The following is an 18653-nucleotide window of genomic DNA, read 5'->3' as shown; positions in this document are numbered from 1 at the left end:
ATGAAACTCTCCCAACGGTTTACCGACGCCTTAACCTTTGCTACTGAACTGCACGCCAACCAAACCCGGAAAGGGAATGGCGTTCCCTACATCGCCCACCTGTTAGCCGTTTCTAGTATTGCCTTAGAATATGGGGCAAATGAAGAGGAAGCGATCGCGGCGCTTCTCCATGATGCCATTGAAGACCAAGGTGGTGCAGCAACCCGTGAGGAAATTCGCCGCCGCTTTGGGGATACTATCACGGAGATTGTCGATGGGTGTACCGACGCTGACACCACACCTAAACCCCCTTGGCGTCAGCGCAAAGCGGCTTATATTGCCCATATTCCCACAGCCTCGGCTTCGGTGCGTTTAGTGTCTGCTGCTGATAAGCTGCATAATGCTTGGTCAATTCTTAAAGATTATCGCATTTTAGGAGATAATTTATGGCAACGCTTTCATGGGGGTAAAGACGGTACACTTTGGTATTACCGTTCCTTAATTGAAGCCTTTCGCACCCAGGAATCTACGCCAATCATTGACGAATTGGATCGGGTGGTGAGTGAATTAGAATTATTAGCAGGTGTAGCTGACAAGAATTCTGAGTGTTGATTTCTGTAGGGGCGGGTTTTATCGGTATCGTAGGTTGTCACCCGGATGTAACTAAACCCGCCCTAACTCAGTCAAAGGTATACCCCAATCCCAAGTACTGCGATCGCGTAGAACCTTTAGCCCCATTCACCCCGTCATCGTGCTATGAAACCCATACTTATAACCACGGCTGCTATTTTCACCGCCATTACTCTGAATACCAGCGCCTTGGCGGAAAATCTGCAAAATATCCAAAAGGTACTCTCCACCAAAACCTGTCCCGGATGCGATCTCGCCGATGCAGGTTTAGTCATGGCAGAATTAGTCGGGGCAAACTTGAGTGGGGCAGATTTGAGTCGCGCTAATCTGAGTCGGGCAAATTTGACGGGGGCGGATCTCACTGGGGCAAATCTCAGTGGCGCGTCTCTCAATGGTGCGAACTTAACGGGGGCGAATCTTAGTGGCGCTATTTTAGTGGGAACGGATCTCAGAGATGCGTATCTGGTGAATGCACAACTGTTTGGTACGGATCTCAGTAGCGCTTATATTCAAGGAACAATTGGTCTTCCTGAGTATGCCGGAACCGCTGAAGATTTTTATGCTTGGGGTGTGATTGAAGCTGAACGGGGAAACTATCAAGCGGCTATTGAACATTATAATCAAGCCCTGAATCTAAAAGCAGATTTTGCTCCCGCCTATTTAGCCCGGGGAATTGCCCAATTTCGCTTAAGTAATCACGGCGGTGCAATCCGAGATGCTGAAGTGGCGAGTCAGCTGTTTACGACTCAAGAAAACCCGGTGGGTTTCCAAGCCTCACAGAATCTGATCGCTATGGTGGAAATTGCCCAAAATCCTCCGGAAGTTCGTTCTCGCCCTTCGTTTGGGAATGCGCTTGTGGGGATTGGTTCACTACTTTTACGGTTTTTATCGCCGTTTTGATTGATGAGGGTTTTATGGATGATAATTTTGTTTTTTTAACGCAGAGGTACGCAGAGGTTTACGCAGAGGGACGCAGAGGGGGTTTGCCGGATTGGGAGGGTATTTTATTGGGTTCGGAAACAACGGTGAATAGTGTCGTTTTCGATAGTTGAAAGGATTTCCTTTGATAAGCTATGACTAAAATGCCATCTAAGCGTGAAAGTGAGCAAATGTTGAAGTGGCTGAATAAAAATCGGCACACTTTGTTGGATTTATATCGGAATCAATATGTGGCTTATAATGACCATCGTGTCATTGCTCATAGTGAAAGTTTGCGAGACGTTTTGGACATAGCTACGGCATCAGGCGAGACGTTTGCTATTTATTTAGTGCCACGCAGCACGGCTTCTATCCAGATTTTACCAATTCGCTTTCGCACAGTGGCTCGCCATGACTGGTTGCCGAATTATCATGTCAGGCTTAAGCATAAGGATTTGGAGGTTTCTACTACAATGTTAGTGGACTCTGGGGCGGAAATTAGTTTAATTTCTTTAAAGGTAGGTCAAGATTTAGGCTACAGTTTAGCGGATGCTGAATCAACGTTATTAGCGGAGACGATTGGGGGAACGGTTGAGTATGTTCTGCGTAATGTGGAAATGACGATTGATGGACACAGTTTTATCGCTCCTGTCGCTTGGTTACAAAGCGTTACAGGTGCAGAACAATTGCTCTTGGGGCGGGAAGTTGTTTTTGATCGGTTTAATATTGAGTTTAGACAGGCTGATGAGCAAATTCAGTTTACTTGGCGTGAAGAGTGATCGTAATGGATAATGCTAATATAGCAGTTCTCAAGCCTGTGAAATATACCAAGCGGTTTTAACGCTAAATCGAAATGATTGCTTTCGTAGTCTAGTATAGCACTACGGGGATACGTTAGGACATTTCTCTGTTGCCTATTGCCTATTGCCTGTTGCCTTTTCACCCAATTTTATTGTCCTAACCTCAATGCGTAGTGCTATAACTTGAAAACTGCTGTAATGGCTAAAGGAGCGATCGCTCAAGTGTCAATCAGCAGGAGGATGCCAACCACTGATTGTCCAGCGCCAACGCGCAGACACAATGATGGGGTTGTTCATTCGCAATGCCGTAATGGTGGCGCAACCTGTAGCAGTTAACCCTTCTACTCTGGTGCTGTCCAGACTCCAGGTAAAGTGGTCAGTCCACTTCTGAGTGCGTGGGTTGAAAAGTGGCACAGTTTCTCCAGTTAGCGGATCTTCGGCTTCTGTGGTGTCAGACTTAAATTCATTGCAGGTACGACAAGCAAGGCAGAGATTTTCAAAGGTTGTCGCTCCGCCTTTTGAGCAGGGCAAGATATGATCGTAGGTCATGGGAATGCCGCTATTGGTTTCACTGGTCAAACAGTAGCAGCAACGGTGGCGATCGCACGCTTCAATTTGAGCTTTTAGTCTTTCAGGGATATAGGTAGACACAAGAAATTAGGGCAAAGGTACATGATGTCCGCGCCAGCGCAGTAGTGCAGCTGCCTGTGCTTTCCGCAGCATGAAGCAGTCTGCCTCGGTTCGTAGTGCTGTTAGTTCCGTTCGTTCGGCATCCGTCAGTGTACCCTCTTGATTGCGATCGAGTAGGATATTGTACCGCTCCATATCGGCTACAGTCTTTCGACTTTGAGCAATTTTCCATAATGCCTCATCTTCCATTCTGTCCAAAGCAGCTAGGTCAACCTGAAACTCATCGGGTACATTATTCCAATCAGGGGGACTGCCCACTTTCAGTGCGTGGAGCATGACATCCTCTAGAGGGCGGTTAGTAGCGTGGGCAGTATGGACAAGCCGTTGGTAGAGTGGCTCTGGGATTTGCAGGGTAATGGTTTGGGTCATAGGATTCAAGTTTCCTCTCACTCGAATTCTAACGGATAGCTATTTGTTTGCCTTGCTAGATGACAAAATCAGATAAAGTCGGCGTTTTCTGGAAAGAAAAACAGCTACATTAACAAACTTTTGATCGATGAGGGTTTTATCACCTTACCAATGCAGGTTAGGACATTCTTACACTTCCCTATTGCCGTTTTTATTGGACAATGATAATATAGCATTTCTCAAACCGATTATGTTTACCCGAATGTAGGGGTGTAAGGCTTACTTACTGATGTATCACTTTCTGTTTTATCCAGAATTCATAATTTATAATAATGAACATTAAAGAGTTAGAAACGCAGTTGCTTGCTCTAAAGCCAACTGAAAAAGCTCAAGCTATTCACCTCCTCACCCAAAGTTTCAATAACAATTGGAAGGGAATTGAAAAAAACCCTGGTGTCTGTGGGGGAACAGCCTGCATTGCCAATACTCGCATTCCGGTTTGGGTGTTAGCCGATGCTCGCCGTTTAGGGATTAGTGAAGCTCAACTTCTACAAGATTATCCCACGTTATCGGCTGCTGATTTAGTGAATGCATGGATTTATGCTGAAGTCTATGCTGATGAGATTGAACTCGTTATTCGACAGAACGAAGAAGATTGATTAATGGCACGTCTTTAAGCCATTTATAGCGCTTCGCGCTGGTCTAGTTACACTTTGTGTGTACGAACATCTCATCTGGACTCAGCTTCAGGTACGGGAGTTGTAAATACACGCCTAGCGATTTGCTATATCTGGAAGACTCCTTAAGGGGAAAAGTGATTCGAGTAAATCGTCCAGCTCAATAATTTTAAGCGTTACATCAGTAAACTTAACTGTGAACCTTGCTCGGTTTTTTGCACTTCAATTCGTGTCTGAAAGGCTTCCTTAAATTGGGGCATGTGGGTTACGGTTAAGATACAGGCAAAGTCGGATGCGATCGCGTTAATTGCCGCAATCAATCGTTCGCACCCTTCGGCGTCTTGCGTACCAAAGCCTTCATCGACAATCAGCATTTGCAAGGAGGTTCCCGCCCGCTGCGCTAAGAGTCGGGCTAAGGCGAGGCGAATGGCAAAGTTAATCCGGAAGGCTTCACCGCCAGAATAGGTTTCATAAGGGCGGGTTCCGCTAGCGTCGGCGATTAAAATATCCAGGGTGTCGATGAGTTTACTTTTTCGCTTGGATGCCCGTTTTCCGGCTTTTTGGGTGACAATTTGGACGTGTAACTGATTTCCGGTGAGTCGGGATAAAATTTGATTGGTTTCTGCCTCTAATTGCGGTAAAATGTTCTCAATCATCAGCGTTTGAATCCCGTTTTTGCCAAAGGCTTTGGCGAGTTCCTGATGCACTCGATATTGCCGTTTTAGGGTTTTAACTTGTTCCTCTTGTTCTTGATATTGAGTTTTCAGGGTATCCAGTTGAGTTAAGCGCTGTTGTAAACGCCCAATTTGGGATAGGTGTTCGTCGAGTTGTCGGCGTCGCTGAAGGATGCGCTGTTCCAAGCTTTGGATGTCGCGGCTGGTGTCGGGATACTGTTCCAATTGCTTGACAATTTCGGCAAGTTGTGAATTGAGAGTTTCGCGATCGCCTTGTCGTTGGGCGAGGGTTTGAGTCAGGCTGTCTAATCGTTGACAGAGTTGGGGATAATGTTCTTGGGCTTTGGTTAATTCTTGATGACGCAGTTGCCAAGATTGGGCGTGTCGCAGGGAGGTGCGGAGTTGGTTGTGGGTGTCTAAGTTGTAGCCAATTTCGCTAATTTGTGACTCGATCACGTCGAGTTGCTGTTTGAGGGGAGAGGTGGTTTGTAACTCCTCTAGGGATTGGTTTAGCTGATCGAGTTGGGCTTGCAGTTGGGGTTTTTGTTCCTGAATTTTCTCTAAGCGTCGCTGGGCGTCTTCGAGTTTGGCTTGGCGGATTTCCGCCCATCGCCACCGATCGACTTCTCCGCGTGCGAGGGCGTGGGTTTGTTCGTTGTAGTTTAGTTGTTGCAGTTGGCTATCCAGGGTTTGGAGTTGGGTTTGGATATCTAGGGCGTAGGTTCCTTCACTTAGCGATCGCTCCAGTTGTTTCTTTTCTTCGGAGATGTCGTAGAGGCGATCATACACTTCATCGGTGGCTTCGAGTCGGGCTTCGAGTTGTCCCCGTTGTTCGAGTAATTGTTCAAACGGTGCCAATTCTTGGGAGAGTTGGGCGTATTCTTGACGTAAGACTTGCAGTTCCCGTTCACAAACCGCTAGCTGTTCTCGCACCACCCAAAATTGATCTTGAATTTCCTGTTGTTCTGTGCTAGTTTTCTGGATAACGTGCTGAGAATGGGCTTCATCTAAGGGGCGATCGCACAGGGGACATACGGCGTCCTGAACCTGTAGCATTTGGATTTTCTGGGTGAGTTCGGCGATTTGCTTTTCATAACGGCGCTGGCTTTCTTGCAGTCGTTCCTGGAAGCTGCGGCGTTCGAGTCCTTTTTCTTGGACGCGCTGTTGATAGACTTTCTTTTTTTCTAAGGTACTGATTTCGGCGACGACTTGCAGAACCGTTTGTCGCAGTTGGGGGGTAGTGGCGATTTGGTGCGAGAGTTGATCTTCTGAGGCGTTGAGTTCATCTAAACGGGCGCTGAGGCGGGCGTGGTTGCGATCCAGTTCACTTTGCAAGGCGGCGCGACGTTGTAGGATAGGGGAGACATCGAGTTGAAGTTGATCCAGGTGGTTGAGGCGGGTACGGGCGGCTTTGAGTTTTTCCACGGCTTCCGCTACGTCTCCAGAACGGGTAAGCATCTGTTGAATTTCTTGTTCTTGGGGGCGCAGGGCGTCGAGTTGGGCTTGGGTTTGGCGAATTTGTAGATTCAATTCCTGAATCTGTTGGTTGAGTTGCTGCTGGTGCTGCTGTTTTTGGCGGTGGGCGTTTTGATCGGCGTGGAATTTTTGGCTGAGACTTTCTTCTCGCTGTTGCAGAGTGAGATAATCGGCATAACCCGTGTTAATTTGATCCTGTTGGTCGAGAATCGTGGCTAATTGCTGCTTTTGGCTTTCGGTGGTGGTGATATCCTGGTGTAGGCGATCGCACTCTTGGGTAAGATTTTGGTATTGCTGGCGGACAAAGGTGAGTTGTTGTTCCCAGGTGTGGCGTTGGTGTTTTAAAGATTGCAGGTGGTGCAGTTGGCTTTGGTCGGTGTCCTGGTCTTGGCGCAGTTGAGATAAGGTGGTTTGAGTGGCGTCTTGTTGGTGTGCGATCGCCTCTCGTTCTTCCAGTTGCTGCCCAATCGCTTGTAAACTGGAGTCCAGTTGTTCGGCTTGACCTTTAAATTGGCGGGATAAATCCTTGGCTTGATCGGCTAAGGTTTCATATTGATCCAGTTTCAATAAATCGGCTAAGATTTGTTTACGTTCCGAGGGACGCCGTAGCATAAATTCATCCGCCCGCCCCTGACGCAAATAAGCGGAGTTGATAAAGGTATCGTAATCCAGCTTAATATGATGCAGGATGAGCTGTTGAGTTGCCCGTAATCCTTTTTCAGTTAAAGAACGAAATCCATCTGGGGTTTCAATTTGAAATTCTAGGGAACTGCTTTGTCCCCGTTGCTTGCTGCGAATCACCCGATGGGTTTGTTGGTTATTATGGAAGATGAAATCTACCCGCACATTTTTCGCCCCGGAATGGATTAAATCATCTTCCGACGCGGCACGGCATTGTCCCCAAATCGCCCAGGTAATCGCTTCTAGGAGAGACGATTTGCCCGCACCATTGGCGCCACAGATACAAGCCGTATGCAGTCCGCGAAAGTCCAGGGTCGTTTCGCGGTAGCTTAAGAAATTTTTCAGGGTCAGTTTCAGGGGAATCATGCAGGCTGGAATGCCATTGAGACTAGGGATTTAATCAAGTTGTCAGTACATCCGCACTGTTCCATAGTGTATCGACCCTGAGATGCGGATTCTAGCCTTTTTCTCGACAAATTCACAATATTTAATATAATGGAGGTTTAGGATAGATCGATAATATCAATCAAGTATAGGTTTTCCTACCTGGCTCAAAGTGTAGCGTTAGTCACAACTCAATCATTAAGCTTGTGGAAAGAAAAAAATTTTCGACAAGAAAGTGATGAGTATAGGGTAAAATATATACAACACACAATAGCCAGAGTCAAGATCATCAGCAGATCAGCCTAAACACTCCTACTAGCTACCTACCGCAACGGTTTGGGTTATCCACTACACCAGGAAACATGACAACACCAGCAGTTAGGAGACTCAGCATTTACTGTTTTTCAAGTGAGCCAGATGAAACCAGCCATACGCCGAATAAGTCAATCACTGGCAGCCCTTTATAGTCTAACAGGGCTTCTGGGCTTTGCTAAGCTTGCCCAAGCCGAGGTTACTCCAGATAATACAGCGGGTAGCACAACGACTTTTAACGAACAGAACGGAACTTATAACATTGACGGTGGTGTTGAAGCTGGCAATAATCTGATTCACAGCTTTGAGCAGTTTAGTATTGGCGCAGAGCAAACGGCTAAATTTAATGTCAATAATACAAATATTCAAAACATTCTGAGTCGGATTACGGGTGGTAGTCCCTCTGAAATCAACGGAATCATCAAAGTCGCGGAAGGAAGCAGTGCCAATCTCTTTTTGATGAATCCGGCTGGTATTGTGTTTGGAGCTGGTGCAAGTCTGGATGTGCCAGGTTCCTTTACTGCCACAACCGCCACGTCAATTGGTTTAGACAATGACCAGTGGTTTAATGCGACAGGGCAGATTGATGCAAGTCAGCTAACAGGAAATCCTAACAATTCTTTTGCCTTTAATACGTCTGAACCCGGAGGAATCGTTAGCTCTGCTAACCTAACAGTTGATAGTGGGAACTTAGCCTTAATCGGTGGCACTGTTGTCAGTGAAGGCACGCTCTCAGCACCAGATGGTCAAGTGACTATCGCCACAGTACCCGGTAATACGGTAGTGCGCCTCAGCCAACCGGGAATGGTGCTAAATTTAGAGTTTGAACCTGTAGACTCAGTAAGTGGTAATCCAGGCAGTTGGGATGGTAATGTAGCTTCTTTGCCTCAACTGCTGACAGGAGGAGGGATTGATCATGCCACTCAAGCGATCGCGGACGCGGATGGTGAGCAGGTAATCTTATCAGGCTCAGGAATTACTGTAAATAATGGCGATGTTGTCGCAACTGGAAAGATCAGGGGGCAAGATGGAATTGGTATCAGCGGCAATCGTATTACCACAGGAGAACTAGATACCAGTGCCCAGGGTAACAATTTAGCAGGCGATATATCCTTACTCGCTATAGGCAATATTGAAACGGGTGATATCAGAACAGAAGACCGAGGTGGACCAGACGATGATAGCGTTTCTGTACAGATATCTTCCCGAGACGGTGATATAACTACCAAAAATATTTTTGGTAACAATAGCGGTCGAGGAAATGCTAGCACGTTTACATTAGAAGCACCACAGGGCGACATTTACATTGATGGAGCGATAAGGTTAAGAAACAACGGCAATGGTGAGGATGGTCAACTTAACTGGTTTGCCCAAAGTTTCCAACAAAAGCCGGGTGAAGTTATAGATCCATCCAGGGATGTAGTAACTGAGCTGAATAATACTTCTATATCTAATCCTTTAAATAGCGTTAGTTTTCCTCCTTTCAGCAACAGTTCTGGCGGTGACCAAACGGACAATTCTGGCGGTGAACAAACAGACAATTCTGGCGGTGACAACGGAGATGGTTTAGGTGATGACTTCGGTGATGTTGTCAGCGATTTGGTAGGTGAAGGTCAAGAAGATGACTTAGAAGATGACCAAGGTAATGGTTTAGAAGATGACCAAGGTGATGTTTTAGACGAGGGTGAACAGGACGTTGTTGGCGGCGGTCAAGATAACTTAGACGAGGGTGAACAGGACGTTGTTGGCGGCGGTCAAGATAACTTAGACGAGGGTCAAGGTCAAGGTGGTACTGACACGACGGCTAATTCTGATACAAATACCTCGGACAATAGCAGCGATACTCAAGCTGCCAATTCAGATACGGAAAACAGCAGCCAAACCTATAGCCGAACTTATAGTCGGCTTCCTAGTACCAACACTAATAATGATGACGAAGATGAAGAAAACTGCTCCGCAGATGACCCTAGCTGCGAAGAGGGGGATGTAGCGGAAAGTAACGCCGAGAGCAATAATTCTAATAGCGGGAATAATAACTCCCCTCCGACAACCTACAGCCGGACTCCGACTCAAGCTAGCGATACGCCTTCTACAGAGAACGCCAACACCGATACCTCTAATGATGATGGTGATGGCGGCGAAACCTATAGCCGTAACTCCGATACCACTGAAAATAGTGAGATCCCTGAAGACAATAGTGATACAGAGACGGTAGATAACAACACCGACAATACAGATCCGACGGAGACAGAGAACGCCAACACCGATACCTCTAATGATGATGGCGGCGAAACCTATAGCCGTAATCCTAATCCGGATACTCCTGACAATAGCGATACGGTGAATAACGGTGGCTCGAACCCCACCGACAGTGGCGATAATTCCGGTATCGCCAACGGTAATTCCAATACCCCTGAATCCTCTGGACAAGACACCACAGCCGCAAATAACGGTAATGGAACCCCCAGTGAGACATCCCAACAGCAGGCTTCAAACCAGGAAGAATCATCAACATCGTCAGAAACGGATAATGTTAGCGATCGCGTGGATCAACTTGAAGCTGCTTTTACCCAAGAATTCCAAACCTATCTCCAACAACAATTTGTCACCAGACAGCTAAATCTACAACAGATCAGCGAACAGACTCGCGACATTGAACAAGTCACTGGCTTGAAAACCGCTGTGATTTATGTCAGCTTTGTCCCTCAACCCATGAACTCAGAAGCTAATGCTTGTCAAGCAGAGTCTGCGCCAGCCGTGGATCGCCGATTTGGTTATACCCCCTCAGCATCAAGCAATTGCTCACCAGAAGACAATCAACAGCTAGAATTGGTACTGATTACTGCTAATGGTGAAGCCATTCAACGTCGAGTTCCTAATGCGATTCGGGCTGAGGTTTTAGCAGAGACTCAGAAGTTTCAGCGGACACTCAGCGATCGCCGTAACCTCGGATCGACGAACTATCTGGATTCAGCTCAAAAACTCTACCAATGGTTAATCGAACCCTTAGCGGACGATTTAGAAGCACGCCAAATCCAAGGGTTAATGTTTGCAATGGATTCCGGGTTGCGATCGCTCCCCATCGCCGCCCTTCATGATGGAGACAACTTCTTAATCGAGAACTATAGTGTCAACTTGATTCCTAGCTTCAGCTTAATGCAAGCTCGCAATCCCGACATTCGTTCGCGTCCAGTTCTAGCGATGGGGGCGTCGAAATTCCTCGATTTACAAGAGTTACCTTATGTCCCCCTAGAATTATCCACAATTACCGAATACCTATGGAAAGGCAAAGCATTTCTCAATGAGAAGTTCACCTTCCAGAATCTGCAAGAACAAATCAGCCAGAATGAATTTGGTATCATCCATCTAGCCACTCACGCCGAATTCAAACCAGGTAATCCAGAGAATTCTTACATTCAACTGTGGAATCGCAAACTCCGGTTGAATGAACTCAAGGAATTGGGCTTATCTGATTCCGCTATCGATTTATTAGTCCTCAGTGCTTGCCGAACTGCCCTCGGTAATCAAGAGGCTGAATTAGGTTTTGCTGGCTCAGCCTTACAAGCAGGTGTTGATTCTACCTTGGCTACTCTATGGTACGTCAGTGATGAAGGGGCATTAGGTGTCACCACTGAATTTTATCGTCAGTTAAGCCAAGTTCCGATTAAAAGTGAGGCATTACGCCGAGCGCAACTTGCCATGATTCGCGGCGAAGTTAGTATTGCTAACGGTCAATTAAATTATGGAGATAAGAGCATAACTTTACCCCCAGAAATGGCAGAACTCGCCAAGACCAAAAATCTCAATTTCTCGCATCCGTACTACTGGGCGCCCTTTACCTTGATTGGTAATCCTCAGTAGATAACTGGGGAAGATAGGGGAAGCAATGTAGAGACGTGCCATGGCGCGTCTGGAATCTGGGGAAGCTGGGGAAGCTGGGGAAGCTGGGGGAGCTGGGGAAGCTGGGGGAGCTGGGGAAGAAAAATTAAATTAGAGCTTATCCGAGCAGTAGTAATTTTCCTTCTCTCCTCTACCCTCTATCCTCTATCCTCTATCCACTGCCTTATTTTTGATGTTTCTCGTAAGCCTCAACAATGCGCTGAACCAGAGGATTACGAACCACATCTTGAGTGGAAAGTTCGCAAAATGCAATCCCATCAACGGAGCGCAGAATTTTTTGTGCCACCCCTAATCCTGAATCTTGATTCATCGGTAAATCGGTTTGAGTAATATCCCCAGTCACCACCATCCGAGAACCAAATCCCAAGCGAGTTAATACCATTTTCATCTGGGCTGGGGTGGTATTTTGGGCTTCATCCACAATTACAAACGCATTATTCAGGGTTCGTCCGCGCATATAGGCTAAGGGTGCGACTTCAATAATTCCCCGTTCCATTAAATTGGGAATTTTCTCCCCATCAATTAGTTCATATAACGCATCATAAAGCGGACGTAAAAAGGGATTCACTTTCTGCTGTAAATCTCCCGGCAAAAATCCTAACTTTTCCCCCGCTTCTACCGCAGGTCGGGTTAAAATAAGGCGTTCATACTCATTTGCCAATAATGCCCGGGTTGCCAATACCACCGCCAAAAAGGTTTTCCCGGTTCCCGCCGGTCCAATACAAAACGTCAAATCATGAGTAAGAACCGCTTTAACGTATTGGCGCTGGCGAAACGTCTTGGCGCGAATCACATCACCGCGACGAGTACGCGCCAGCACATCATGATGTAAATCCTGGAGTTCATCTTGACGGTGAGTATCCAAAGCATGAAACGCGGTGCGAATATCCGCCTCTTCAATCCGTCTACCCTCCAGCCAAAACGGTTTAAGCGATCGCACCACAGACGAGACGCGCTCAACTTGTTTTTGAGTGCCAGAAATGAGCAATTCCTGTCCCCGTAAAACCAGACTCGCGCCAGTGCGTTGAGCGAGCAATTTCAGATTACTCTCGCGATCGCCCGCCAGTACCATAGCACTCTGGACACTCGGTAATTCAATCGTTGTTGATACTTCACTCAAGGTTTATCATCAGTTATCAGTGAGCAGTTATCAGCCAGTAGGGTGGTAGGGTGTGTTAGCGAAGCGTAACGCACCTTAACCAGTATATCGGGTGTGGCTGCGTAAGTCTTGCAACTATTAGCAGGCAGGGAAAACAAAGGACAAATGACCAATGACCAATGACAAATCAAGAACGAGGCTTAGAGTTAGGTTTAGGCAAGGGTAAGCGTCGAGGCGAACCTTTCCTCCCCTGGGATCTACTCCCGGAAGGGGTCTCACGGCGGGATGTGCCACCCGACTCATCATAGATATCCAAATAGACCGATTCACCTGCAATCTTAGCCACCCCTTGGATAACGGTGCGAATTGCCTGAATATTACGACCGCCTCGACCAAAGACTCGCCCCTTGTCCTCTCCGTCAAACGCCAGCCGAATCCAGACCCGATTATTACCATGGGCATGTTCGCAGTCTAAACTCAGCGACGTGGACGACTCTAAAAACGGTTCAACTAAAAATCGCACCAGACTCCCATAATCCGGGCTGGTTTTCTGCCCAGTTTCAGACACTGGCTTGTTGTTCAAGGACATTGGCTTTCTTGAGAATGCTGCGAACAGTATCCGTGGGCTGCGCTCCGTTTTTCAGCCACTTGGTAATAGCGGGGGCATTCAGCGTCGTTTGATCAGTTCTGGGATTGTAGAAGCCTAACTCCTCCAAAGGACGCCCATCCCGACGGGCACTACTCTCAATCGCCACAATGCGATAACTCACTTCACGCTTTTTGCCGAATCGTTTTAATCGAATTTTGACCATAGTTTCCAATAACTCACCTGTTTGATTTTACGCGATGATTAAGAATTTAGGGTAAATGGGGATTCGTCATTTGTCATTCGTCATTTGTCATTCGTCATTCGTCATTCGTCCTTTGTTGATTTTCCCATCTCCCCCATCTCCCCCATCTCCCCCATCTCCCTCATAACTGACCAAACCCCTTCTTCTTCTTCGCCTTTTTCTTCTTCTTCGTCGGACCGCTACCGCGCCAACCCTGTGAGGCACGATTGCCCATTCCGCCACCAAACATATCGCCCATTCCGCCCATTCCGCCCATTCCGGGAAGTCCGCCCATTTGACCTTGACCCATCTGCTTCATCAGCGATCGCATCTTGGTAAACTCACTGATTAGACTGCTCACCTCACGCTCGCTATGCCCTGAACCCCGGGCAATACGACGGCGACGACTGGGAGAACCAGCCAGCAAATCCGGATTACGGCGTTCCTCAGCCGTCATCGAATTAATCATCGCTTCCGTTTGCTTGAGCTTGCCTTCCCCTTTTTCCAGTTGATCTGAACTCAGCTTACCCATTCCTGGCATCAGCTTCATCAACCCACCCAGGGAACCCATATTTTTCAACAGCCGCATTTGCTTCAAGAAATCGCTGAAGTCAAACTGAGCATTGAGCATTTTCTCCTGCATCTGGGCGGCGTCAGCCATGTCAATTTCTTCTTGGGCTTTTTCCACCAGCGTCAGCACATCACCCATACCCAGAATCCGGGATGCCATGCGATCGGGATAAAATGGCTGTAGTGCTTCTACCTTTTCACCCACACCGACAAATTTAATCGGCTGACCCGATACCTGGCGCACAGACAAGGCTGCACCCCCTCTGGTATCGCCATCCAGTTTGGTCAGAATTGCCCCTGTAATCCCAATTTGTTGATTAAACGTATGGGTTAGGGTAGCCGCCTCTTGACCCGTCATCGCGTCAACAACCAGCAGAACCTCGTGGGGTTTAACATTGTCCTTAATCTGGGCAAGTTCTGCCATCATCTCAGCGTCGATTTGTAATCGCCCCGCCGTATCGATAATTACGGTATCAACACCCGTTTCCTTAGCACGGGCAACCCCTTGACGGGCAATCTCTACGGGGTTAGTATCCGTCCCCATTTCAAAGACAGGGATATTAATCTGTTCACCCAACGTCACCAACTGGTCAATCGCCGCAGGGCGATAAACGTCTGTCGCCACCATCAAGCAACTGCGGTTTTCCTTAGCCAGGTGTAAGGCTAACTTAGCTGTAGCCGTAGTTTTCCCGGTTCCCTGCAACCCTGCCATCAGCACGATAGTGGGCGATGTATCTGCCTTAGCCAAGGGGACATTACTTTCCCCCATCACCTGCACCAGTTCATCATAGACAATCTTGATAAACTGTTGGTCAGGGCGGACGCCAGCGATGACATCAGCGCCCATGGCATTGCTTTCAACGTCAGCAACAAATTTTTTGACAACTTGCAGGTTCACATCTGCCGACAGCAAAGCCCGACGCACCTCTTTCAGGGCGTCTTGAATATTGGCTTGAGATATCTTGTCTTGACCGCGTAGTTTCTTCCAGGCGTCTTCTAAGCGTTCGGCGAGAGCATCAAACATAGTTAACGTTAGTCTAAAAGTTTAGTGTTACGAGAGATAGGGTCGGATTGCCGTGACTTCTTACACAATAACGCTTTAGGGGCTTTTTCTACCAGTTCTCGACCTCTGGATTGTGCGATCGCGGTTTTCAGGGGCAAGATGATGAATCTCACTCTTTTCCCCTACTCAGCCAGTTGATAACGAAAGTCACTTCCTTGGGGACCGCCTTCACCTCTAACGACTTTAACTAACACTGATTCCTTGCCTGAAAGATTCATCGTTTTGAGTTTTTCAATCACACTTGAGCGAGAAGGTTGATCGGATTCAGATAGAGCTTCAATGAAAGCCTGTGTCGCCTCATAAGTCTTCGCAGTACGCCAATTGACTTGCCCCTTCCACATATCTTGAGCTTTATTGGCAAAGTCTTGTGAATCTGGTGCATCGGCAAACCAATGAACCGCTACAATCAAGTCTTCTAGGGCTGAACCCCCTACTTTTAAAGCTTCTGAACTATACAAAGCACTGGCTCCTAACAGCGGCTTATTTTTTAAGCTTTCCAGATTGTTTTTAGCACGAGCAATTTCAATGGCAACAGAAATTAGTTCCGTATTTGGCAGCAATACTATTGCATTGGTTTCTGGTTTAACGTGACTAAGTAAGAACGTTTCAGTATTGGCTTTCTGTCCTAGATTTTTTAAGTCTATTTTTTGACTTATTTCGACAGAGTGCTGATTGAGTGAACTTTCTAGCGAATCCATCAAGTCCTGACTATATAGGTCTTTCGGGTTATAAAAAACGACCACTTTATTCAGTTTATTTGCCCAGACATAACGGGCTAATATTTTAGCTGCATCTTGATTGGTAGGAACTGTTCTGAAGAAAACATCACCGTTGAGTGAATTACTCGTGCTAGTAGGAGATATCATCGCTAGACCTTCACTTTCATACTCTTTTAGAGCTGAATTACTCGCACTACTGGTATAATGTCCAATTACTCCCAAAACATCTGGGTTTCTACTCAGAGTTCGGGCAACTTTTTTGGCTTGAGTTGGATCGCTACTATCATTGGCAATGAGGATTTTTAATAAGGGCAGTTGTAATTTTTCACGCTGCTCATTGAAACTATCCTGTGCCTGGGCTACACCTCGTAACATTTCCAGAGCAATATCTCTATCAGTGTGGGCAGGTATAACAATGGCAAGAGTTAGAGGTTTACCTTGTTGAATAGCTCGTGCATTATTATAGTAAATCCACATTTCCGGATCATTAGGATTAGATTGCTTGGCTCTCTTGAAGAATTCAAGCGCTGTCGAGTAATTCTGTTGCTTGAATGCTTCAATGGCAATTTGACGATTGAAATTATCATTACTGGCAAAAAAAGTTTTTCCACCTTCACTAAATTGTTCTTGTCCAGCAACTTGTGCAGCCAAATGAGCAGAGTAATCTTCAATTAAATGACTAATGTTCTGGCGAAATCCAAAAATCAACCCAATTATAAATAGTATGTTGCCTAGGACTAATAACCTAAAAATTCGCTGGTTTATTCGCCTTTCCAATTCTTGGCTAGCACTCAAAAACTGGTAATCTTGAACGCTTAAATTCAGGTTGTCTTTATTGGCTTTCCAGATTTGTGCTTCCTGTAATTCCCGCCCGCGTAACAGCCACTTTTTGTCTTGATGCTTAGAATCAATCCATCTGGCTAACGCTTCTCCGTAAGGTCGCAGATCGACTATTGTTTTAGCGACCCAATTGTGGTCAAAAACAGTTTCATAAATACGATTATAAACTCTTAAACTATCGTACCGTTTGACGACCAAACCTGACAACCGCAGTTCCGTTTGTTCAATACGACTATTAGCTTCTACTTCTTTGTCTTGCAAAATTTGCAGGTAGAGTCTCAGCAGATCAATACTACGCTGACCTTTTCCCAAAATACGATCGCGGATTGTCCTCAAATGCTCTGGATTGTCCTGAGATTCCCAGTTTTCAACGATGTGCGATCGCACCAACTTTTCCACCCATTTTTTCTCTGTCTCTCCTGGCTTTAAAGAAAAATCGGATTCTCCACAAGCATTATAAACAATTTGACAAAGCTTTTGGGTGAGAAATGGCTGTCCTCCTGTCCAAGTCAAAATCTCTTTTAAAATGATCTCAGGATTATCAACTCTACCTAATAATCCCTCAGCTAGCGGTTGTGCTTCATCTAATTCAAAACCACATAATTCGATTCCACAACCAATGTTAAAAGATGTGCGATTTTTGTCTTGAATAAAAACTGAAGGCGTGGCTACACCCAGTAGACAGAACGTCAACCGTTTATAAGCGGGATTGTCAACCCGTTGATTGTAACACCCCCGAATTAAGGCAAAAAAATCATCGGTGGGAAATTCTAAACTGAGTACCGTATCGATTTCATCGATAAAAATAACAATGTTGTCTGATATCTCAGCTAATAATACCTCCTCCAAAAAATTACTCAATCGCTGCACAGGGGATAAAGATTCATGTTCTTTCCACCATGCCCTTTTGTTAATTTTACCCGATAACTCAAACTTTCTGACTAAATCGTAAAATATGCCCATGTACCAGCCGGGTTGGGTAACATTATCGCTGCCAATTAGTGTCAGATCAATTGCCGCACATTTTACTCTTTCTTTTTCCAGTTTTTGCATCGTTCGCACCCGCAAGCTAGACTTTCCCATTTGCCGCGAGTTCAACACATAGCAAAATTTACCAGCTTTTAACGCCTGATAAAGATTTTGGTCAGCTTGACGCATTACATAACTGGGAGCATCAGCCGCTAAACTTCCGCCAACTTGATATTCGTAATTAGTCATTGATCCTTTGTCCTTTGTCATTAGTCATTTGTCCTTCGTAGCAGCGGACACTATATTTATTTTTGGATTAGTAGGAAACAAGTTCTATTGACTGAGTAATTGACTAAACCGTTTTAAAATCCTCAGTACAGTATAAATGTCATCTCCGCGTCTGAGGGAAAATGGATAGGACTCAGCATATCTTGGTCTATCCTGTTTAATCAGCTTGAGAAAAATAAAATCCATACCATTTGTAACCAATCCTAATGCAGGTTCCTCAGAATTAGGATGACCCAGCATATAAGTTAAAGCTTGAGGTATCCCAGCATCTAAGGAATATTTTGCCCCTTTTGCCTCAATCACCAGTATCCAAAACTCAGGCGTAAAAATCAAAAGGTCAAGACGCCCTTTAATGATCAGTTCCTCATCCTCTGAGACAATTTCTACCTCCTTCTCAGCCGTGAGATAAAATGGTGGACGATAAAATCCTGCTAGTTTTAACAAGGGTGACAACACCACAAGTTTAACGATGGCTTCAAGGATGGTATATCGAGATAAGTGAAGATAGTCTGCTTTAACTTCATCTAAGGCTTGCCGTTCTGAATCCGTGAGTTCAGGTAAGTCATATTGCCATTCAGGGAAGAATTGCAGATCATCGATACGTTCTAAACCAAATTTTTCGATTAAATCATCGAGATTAATTTTCTGAGCGGCGATGGTTTCAACCATAAGCTTACCTCCTGTAATCAGCATTTTCGGGTGAACTAGAAGCCAACTGATTTTGTAATGATGCAATAGGTAAACCCTTTTTTGGGGTAATACAAAATCTGGGTTAGCTACCCCCGTGATAACCCAGTCCGCGCAGG

At 46.0% G+C, this 18653-nt stretch carries 15 protein-coding genes; 5 read left to right on the top strand and 10 right to left on the bottom strand.

Going from position 1 to position 18653, the window contains the following annotated elements; genetic code table 11:
* The 3 genes from RID53_RS21690 to RID53_RS21680 all read left to right on the top strand — a co-directional run bounded on the left by RID53_RS21690 (window position 1) and on the right by RID53_RS21680 (window position 2306).
* Window positions 1-591 carry an HD domain-containing protein gene (locus tag RID53_RS21690; protein WP_446390068.1) on the top strand — a complete coding sequence of 197 codons (591 nt, stop codon included), beginning with the start codon at window positions 1-3 and terminating at the stop codon, window positions 589-591.
* 144 nt (window positions 592-735) lie between these two features.
* On the top strand, window positions 736-1509 hold the full coding sequence (locus RID53_RS21685; RefSeq protein WP_446390067.1) for a pentapeptide repeat-containing protein: 774 nt from the start codon (window positions 736-738) through the stop codon (window positions 1507-1509).
* A gap of 173 nt (window positions 1510-1682) precedes the next feature.
* Window positions 1683-2306, top strand: a complete 624-nt coding sequence (locus RID53_RS21680) for a DUF5678 domain-containing protein (RefSeq protein ID WP_446390066.1) — start codon at window positions 1683-1685, stop codon at window positions 2304-2306.
* A gap of 246 nt (window positions 2307-2552) precedes the next feature.
* Here RID53_RS21680 and RID53_RS21675 read toward each other — a convergent pair whose 3' ends face one another.
* Together RID53_RS21675 and RID53_RS21670 are read right to left on the bottom strand one after the other, a co-directional pair.
* Window positions 2553-2978 carry an HNH endonuclease gene (locus tag RID53_RS21675; protein ID WP_446390065.1) on the bottom strand — a complete coding sequence of 142 codons (426 nt, stop codon included), beginning with the start codon at window positions 2976-2978 and terminating at the stop codon, window positions 2553-2555.
* A 6-nt stretch (window positions 2979-2984) separates the two neighbouring features.
* Window positions 2985-3386: a hypothetical protein gene (locus tag RID53_RS21670; RefSeq protein WP_446390064.1), complete on the bottom strand. Its 402-nt coding sequence runs from the start codon at window positions 3384-3386 to the stop codon at window positions 2985-2987.
* 311 nt (window positions 3387-3697) lie between these two features.
* Here RID53_RS21670 and RID53_RS21665 point away from each other — a divergent pair, with 311 nt between their 5' ends.
* Window positions 3698-4024 (top strand): DUF433 domain-containing protein, encoded by a 327-nt coding sequence (locus RID53_RS21665; protein ID WP_446390063.1) that lies wholly within the window; start codon window positions 3698-3700, stop codon window positions 4022-4024.
* A 194-nt stretch (window positions 4025-4218) separates the two neighbouring features.
* Here the strand turns inward: RID53_RS21665 and sbcC are convergent, their stop codons facing one another.
* Entirely contained in the window at window positions 4219-7239 is a 3021-nt protein-coding gene (gene sbcC / locus RID53_RS21660; protein WP_446390062.1) for an exonuclease subunit SbcC, read from the bottom strand.
* Between the two features lie 435 nt (window positions 7240-7674).
* Here sbcC and RID53_RS21655 point away from each other — a divergent pair, with 435 nt between their 5' ends.
* Window positions 7675-11430, top strand: coding sequence for a CHAT domain-containing protein (locus RID53_RS21655; RefSeq protein WP_446390061.1), 3756 nt, complete (start codon window positions 7675-7677; stop codon window positions 11428-11430).
* Between the two features lie 202 nt (window positions 11431-11632).
* On the opposite strand, the gene RID53_RS21650 is transcribed toward RID53_RS21655, so the two are convergent.
* From RID53_RS21650 to RID53_RS21620, 7 genes are all read right to left on the bottom strand, one after another.
* Window positions 11633-12589 (bottom strand): PhoH family protein, encoded by a 957-nt coding sequence (locus RID53_RS21650; RefSeq protein WP_446390060.1) that lies wholly within the window; start codon window positions 12587-12589, stop codon window positions 11633-11635.
* Window positions 12590-12755: 166 nt separating this feature from the next.
* Window positions 12756-13157, bottom strand: a complete 402-nt coding sequence (locus tag RID53_RS21645; RefSeq protein WP_446390059.1) for a KH domain-containing protein — start codon at window positions 13155-13157, stop codon at window positions 12756-12758.
* The gene (rpsP, locus tag RID53_RS21640) at window positions 13129-13380 is read right to left on the bottom strand and encodes a 30S ribosomal protein S16 (protein WP_446390058.1); all 252 of its coding nucleotides are present in this window, start codon (window positions 13378-13380) and stop codon (window positions 13129-13131) included. The genes RID53_RS21645 and rpsP overlap by 29 nt, the downstream gene beginning before the upstream one ends.
* A 160-nt stretch (window positions 13381-13540) precedes the next feature.
* The gene (gene ffh, locus RID53_RS21635) at window positions 13541-14992 is read right to left on the bottom strand and encodes a signal recognition particle protein (RefSeq protein WP_446390057.1); all 1452 of its coding nucleotides are present in this window, start codon (window positions 14990-14992) and stop codon (window positions 13541-13543) included.
* Window positions 14993-15000: 8 nt separating this feature from the next.
* Window positions 15001-15144 carry a hypothetical protein gene (locus RID53_RS21630; protein ID WP_446390056.1) on the bottom strand — a complete coding sequence of 48 codons (144 nt, stop codon included), beginning with the start codon at window positions 15142-15144 and terminating at the stop codon, window positions 15001-15003.
* A gap of 9 nt (window positions 15145-15153) precedes the next feature.
* Window positions 15154-17829, bottom strand: coding sequence for an AAA-like domain-containing protein (locus tag RID53_RS21625; protein ID WP_446390055.1), 2676 nt, complete (start codon window positions 17827-17829; stop codon window positions 15154-15156).
* A gap of 63 nt (window positions 17830-17892) precedes the next feature.
* On the bottom strand, window positions 17893-18516 hold the full coding sequence (locus RID53_RS21620) for a restriction endonuclease subunit R (protein WP_446390054.1): 624 nt from the start codon (window positions 18514-18516) through the stop codon (window positions 17893-17895).
* Between the last annotated feature and the right edge of the window lie 137 nt (window positions 18517-18653).

It is taken from the genome of Coleofasciculus sp. B1-GNL1-01, assembly GCF_040220235.1.
Taxonomy (GTDB): Bacteria; Cyanobacteriota; Cyanobacteriia; order Cyanobacteriales; family Coleofasciculaceae; genus Coleofasciculus.
This window is presented reverse-complemented; position numbering and strand designations above follow the sequence as displayed.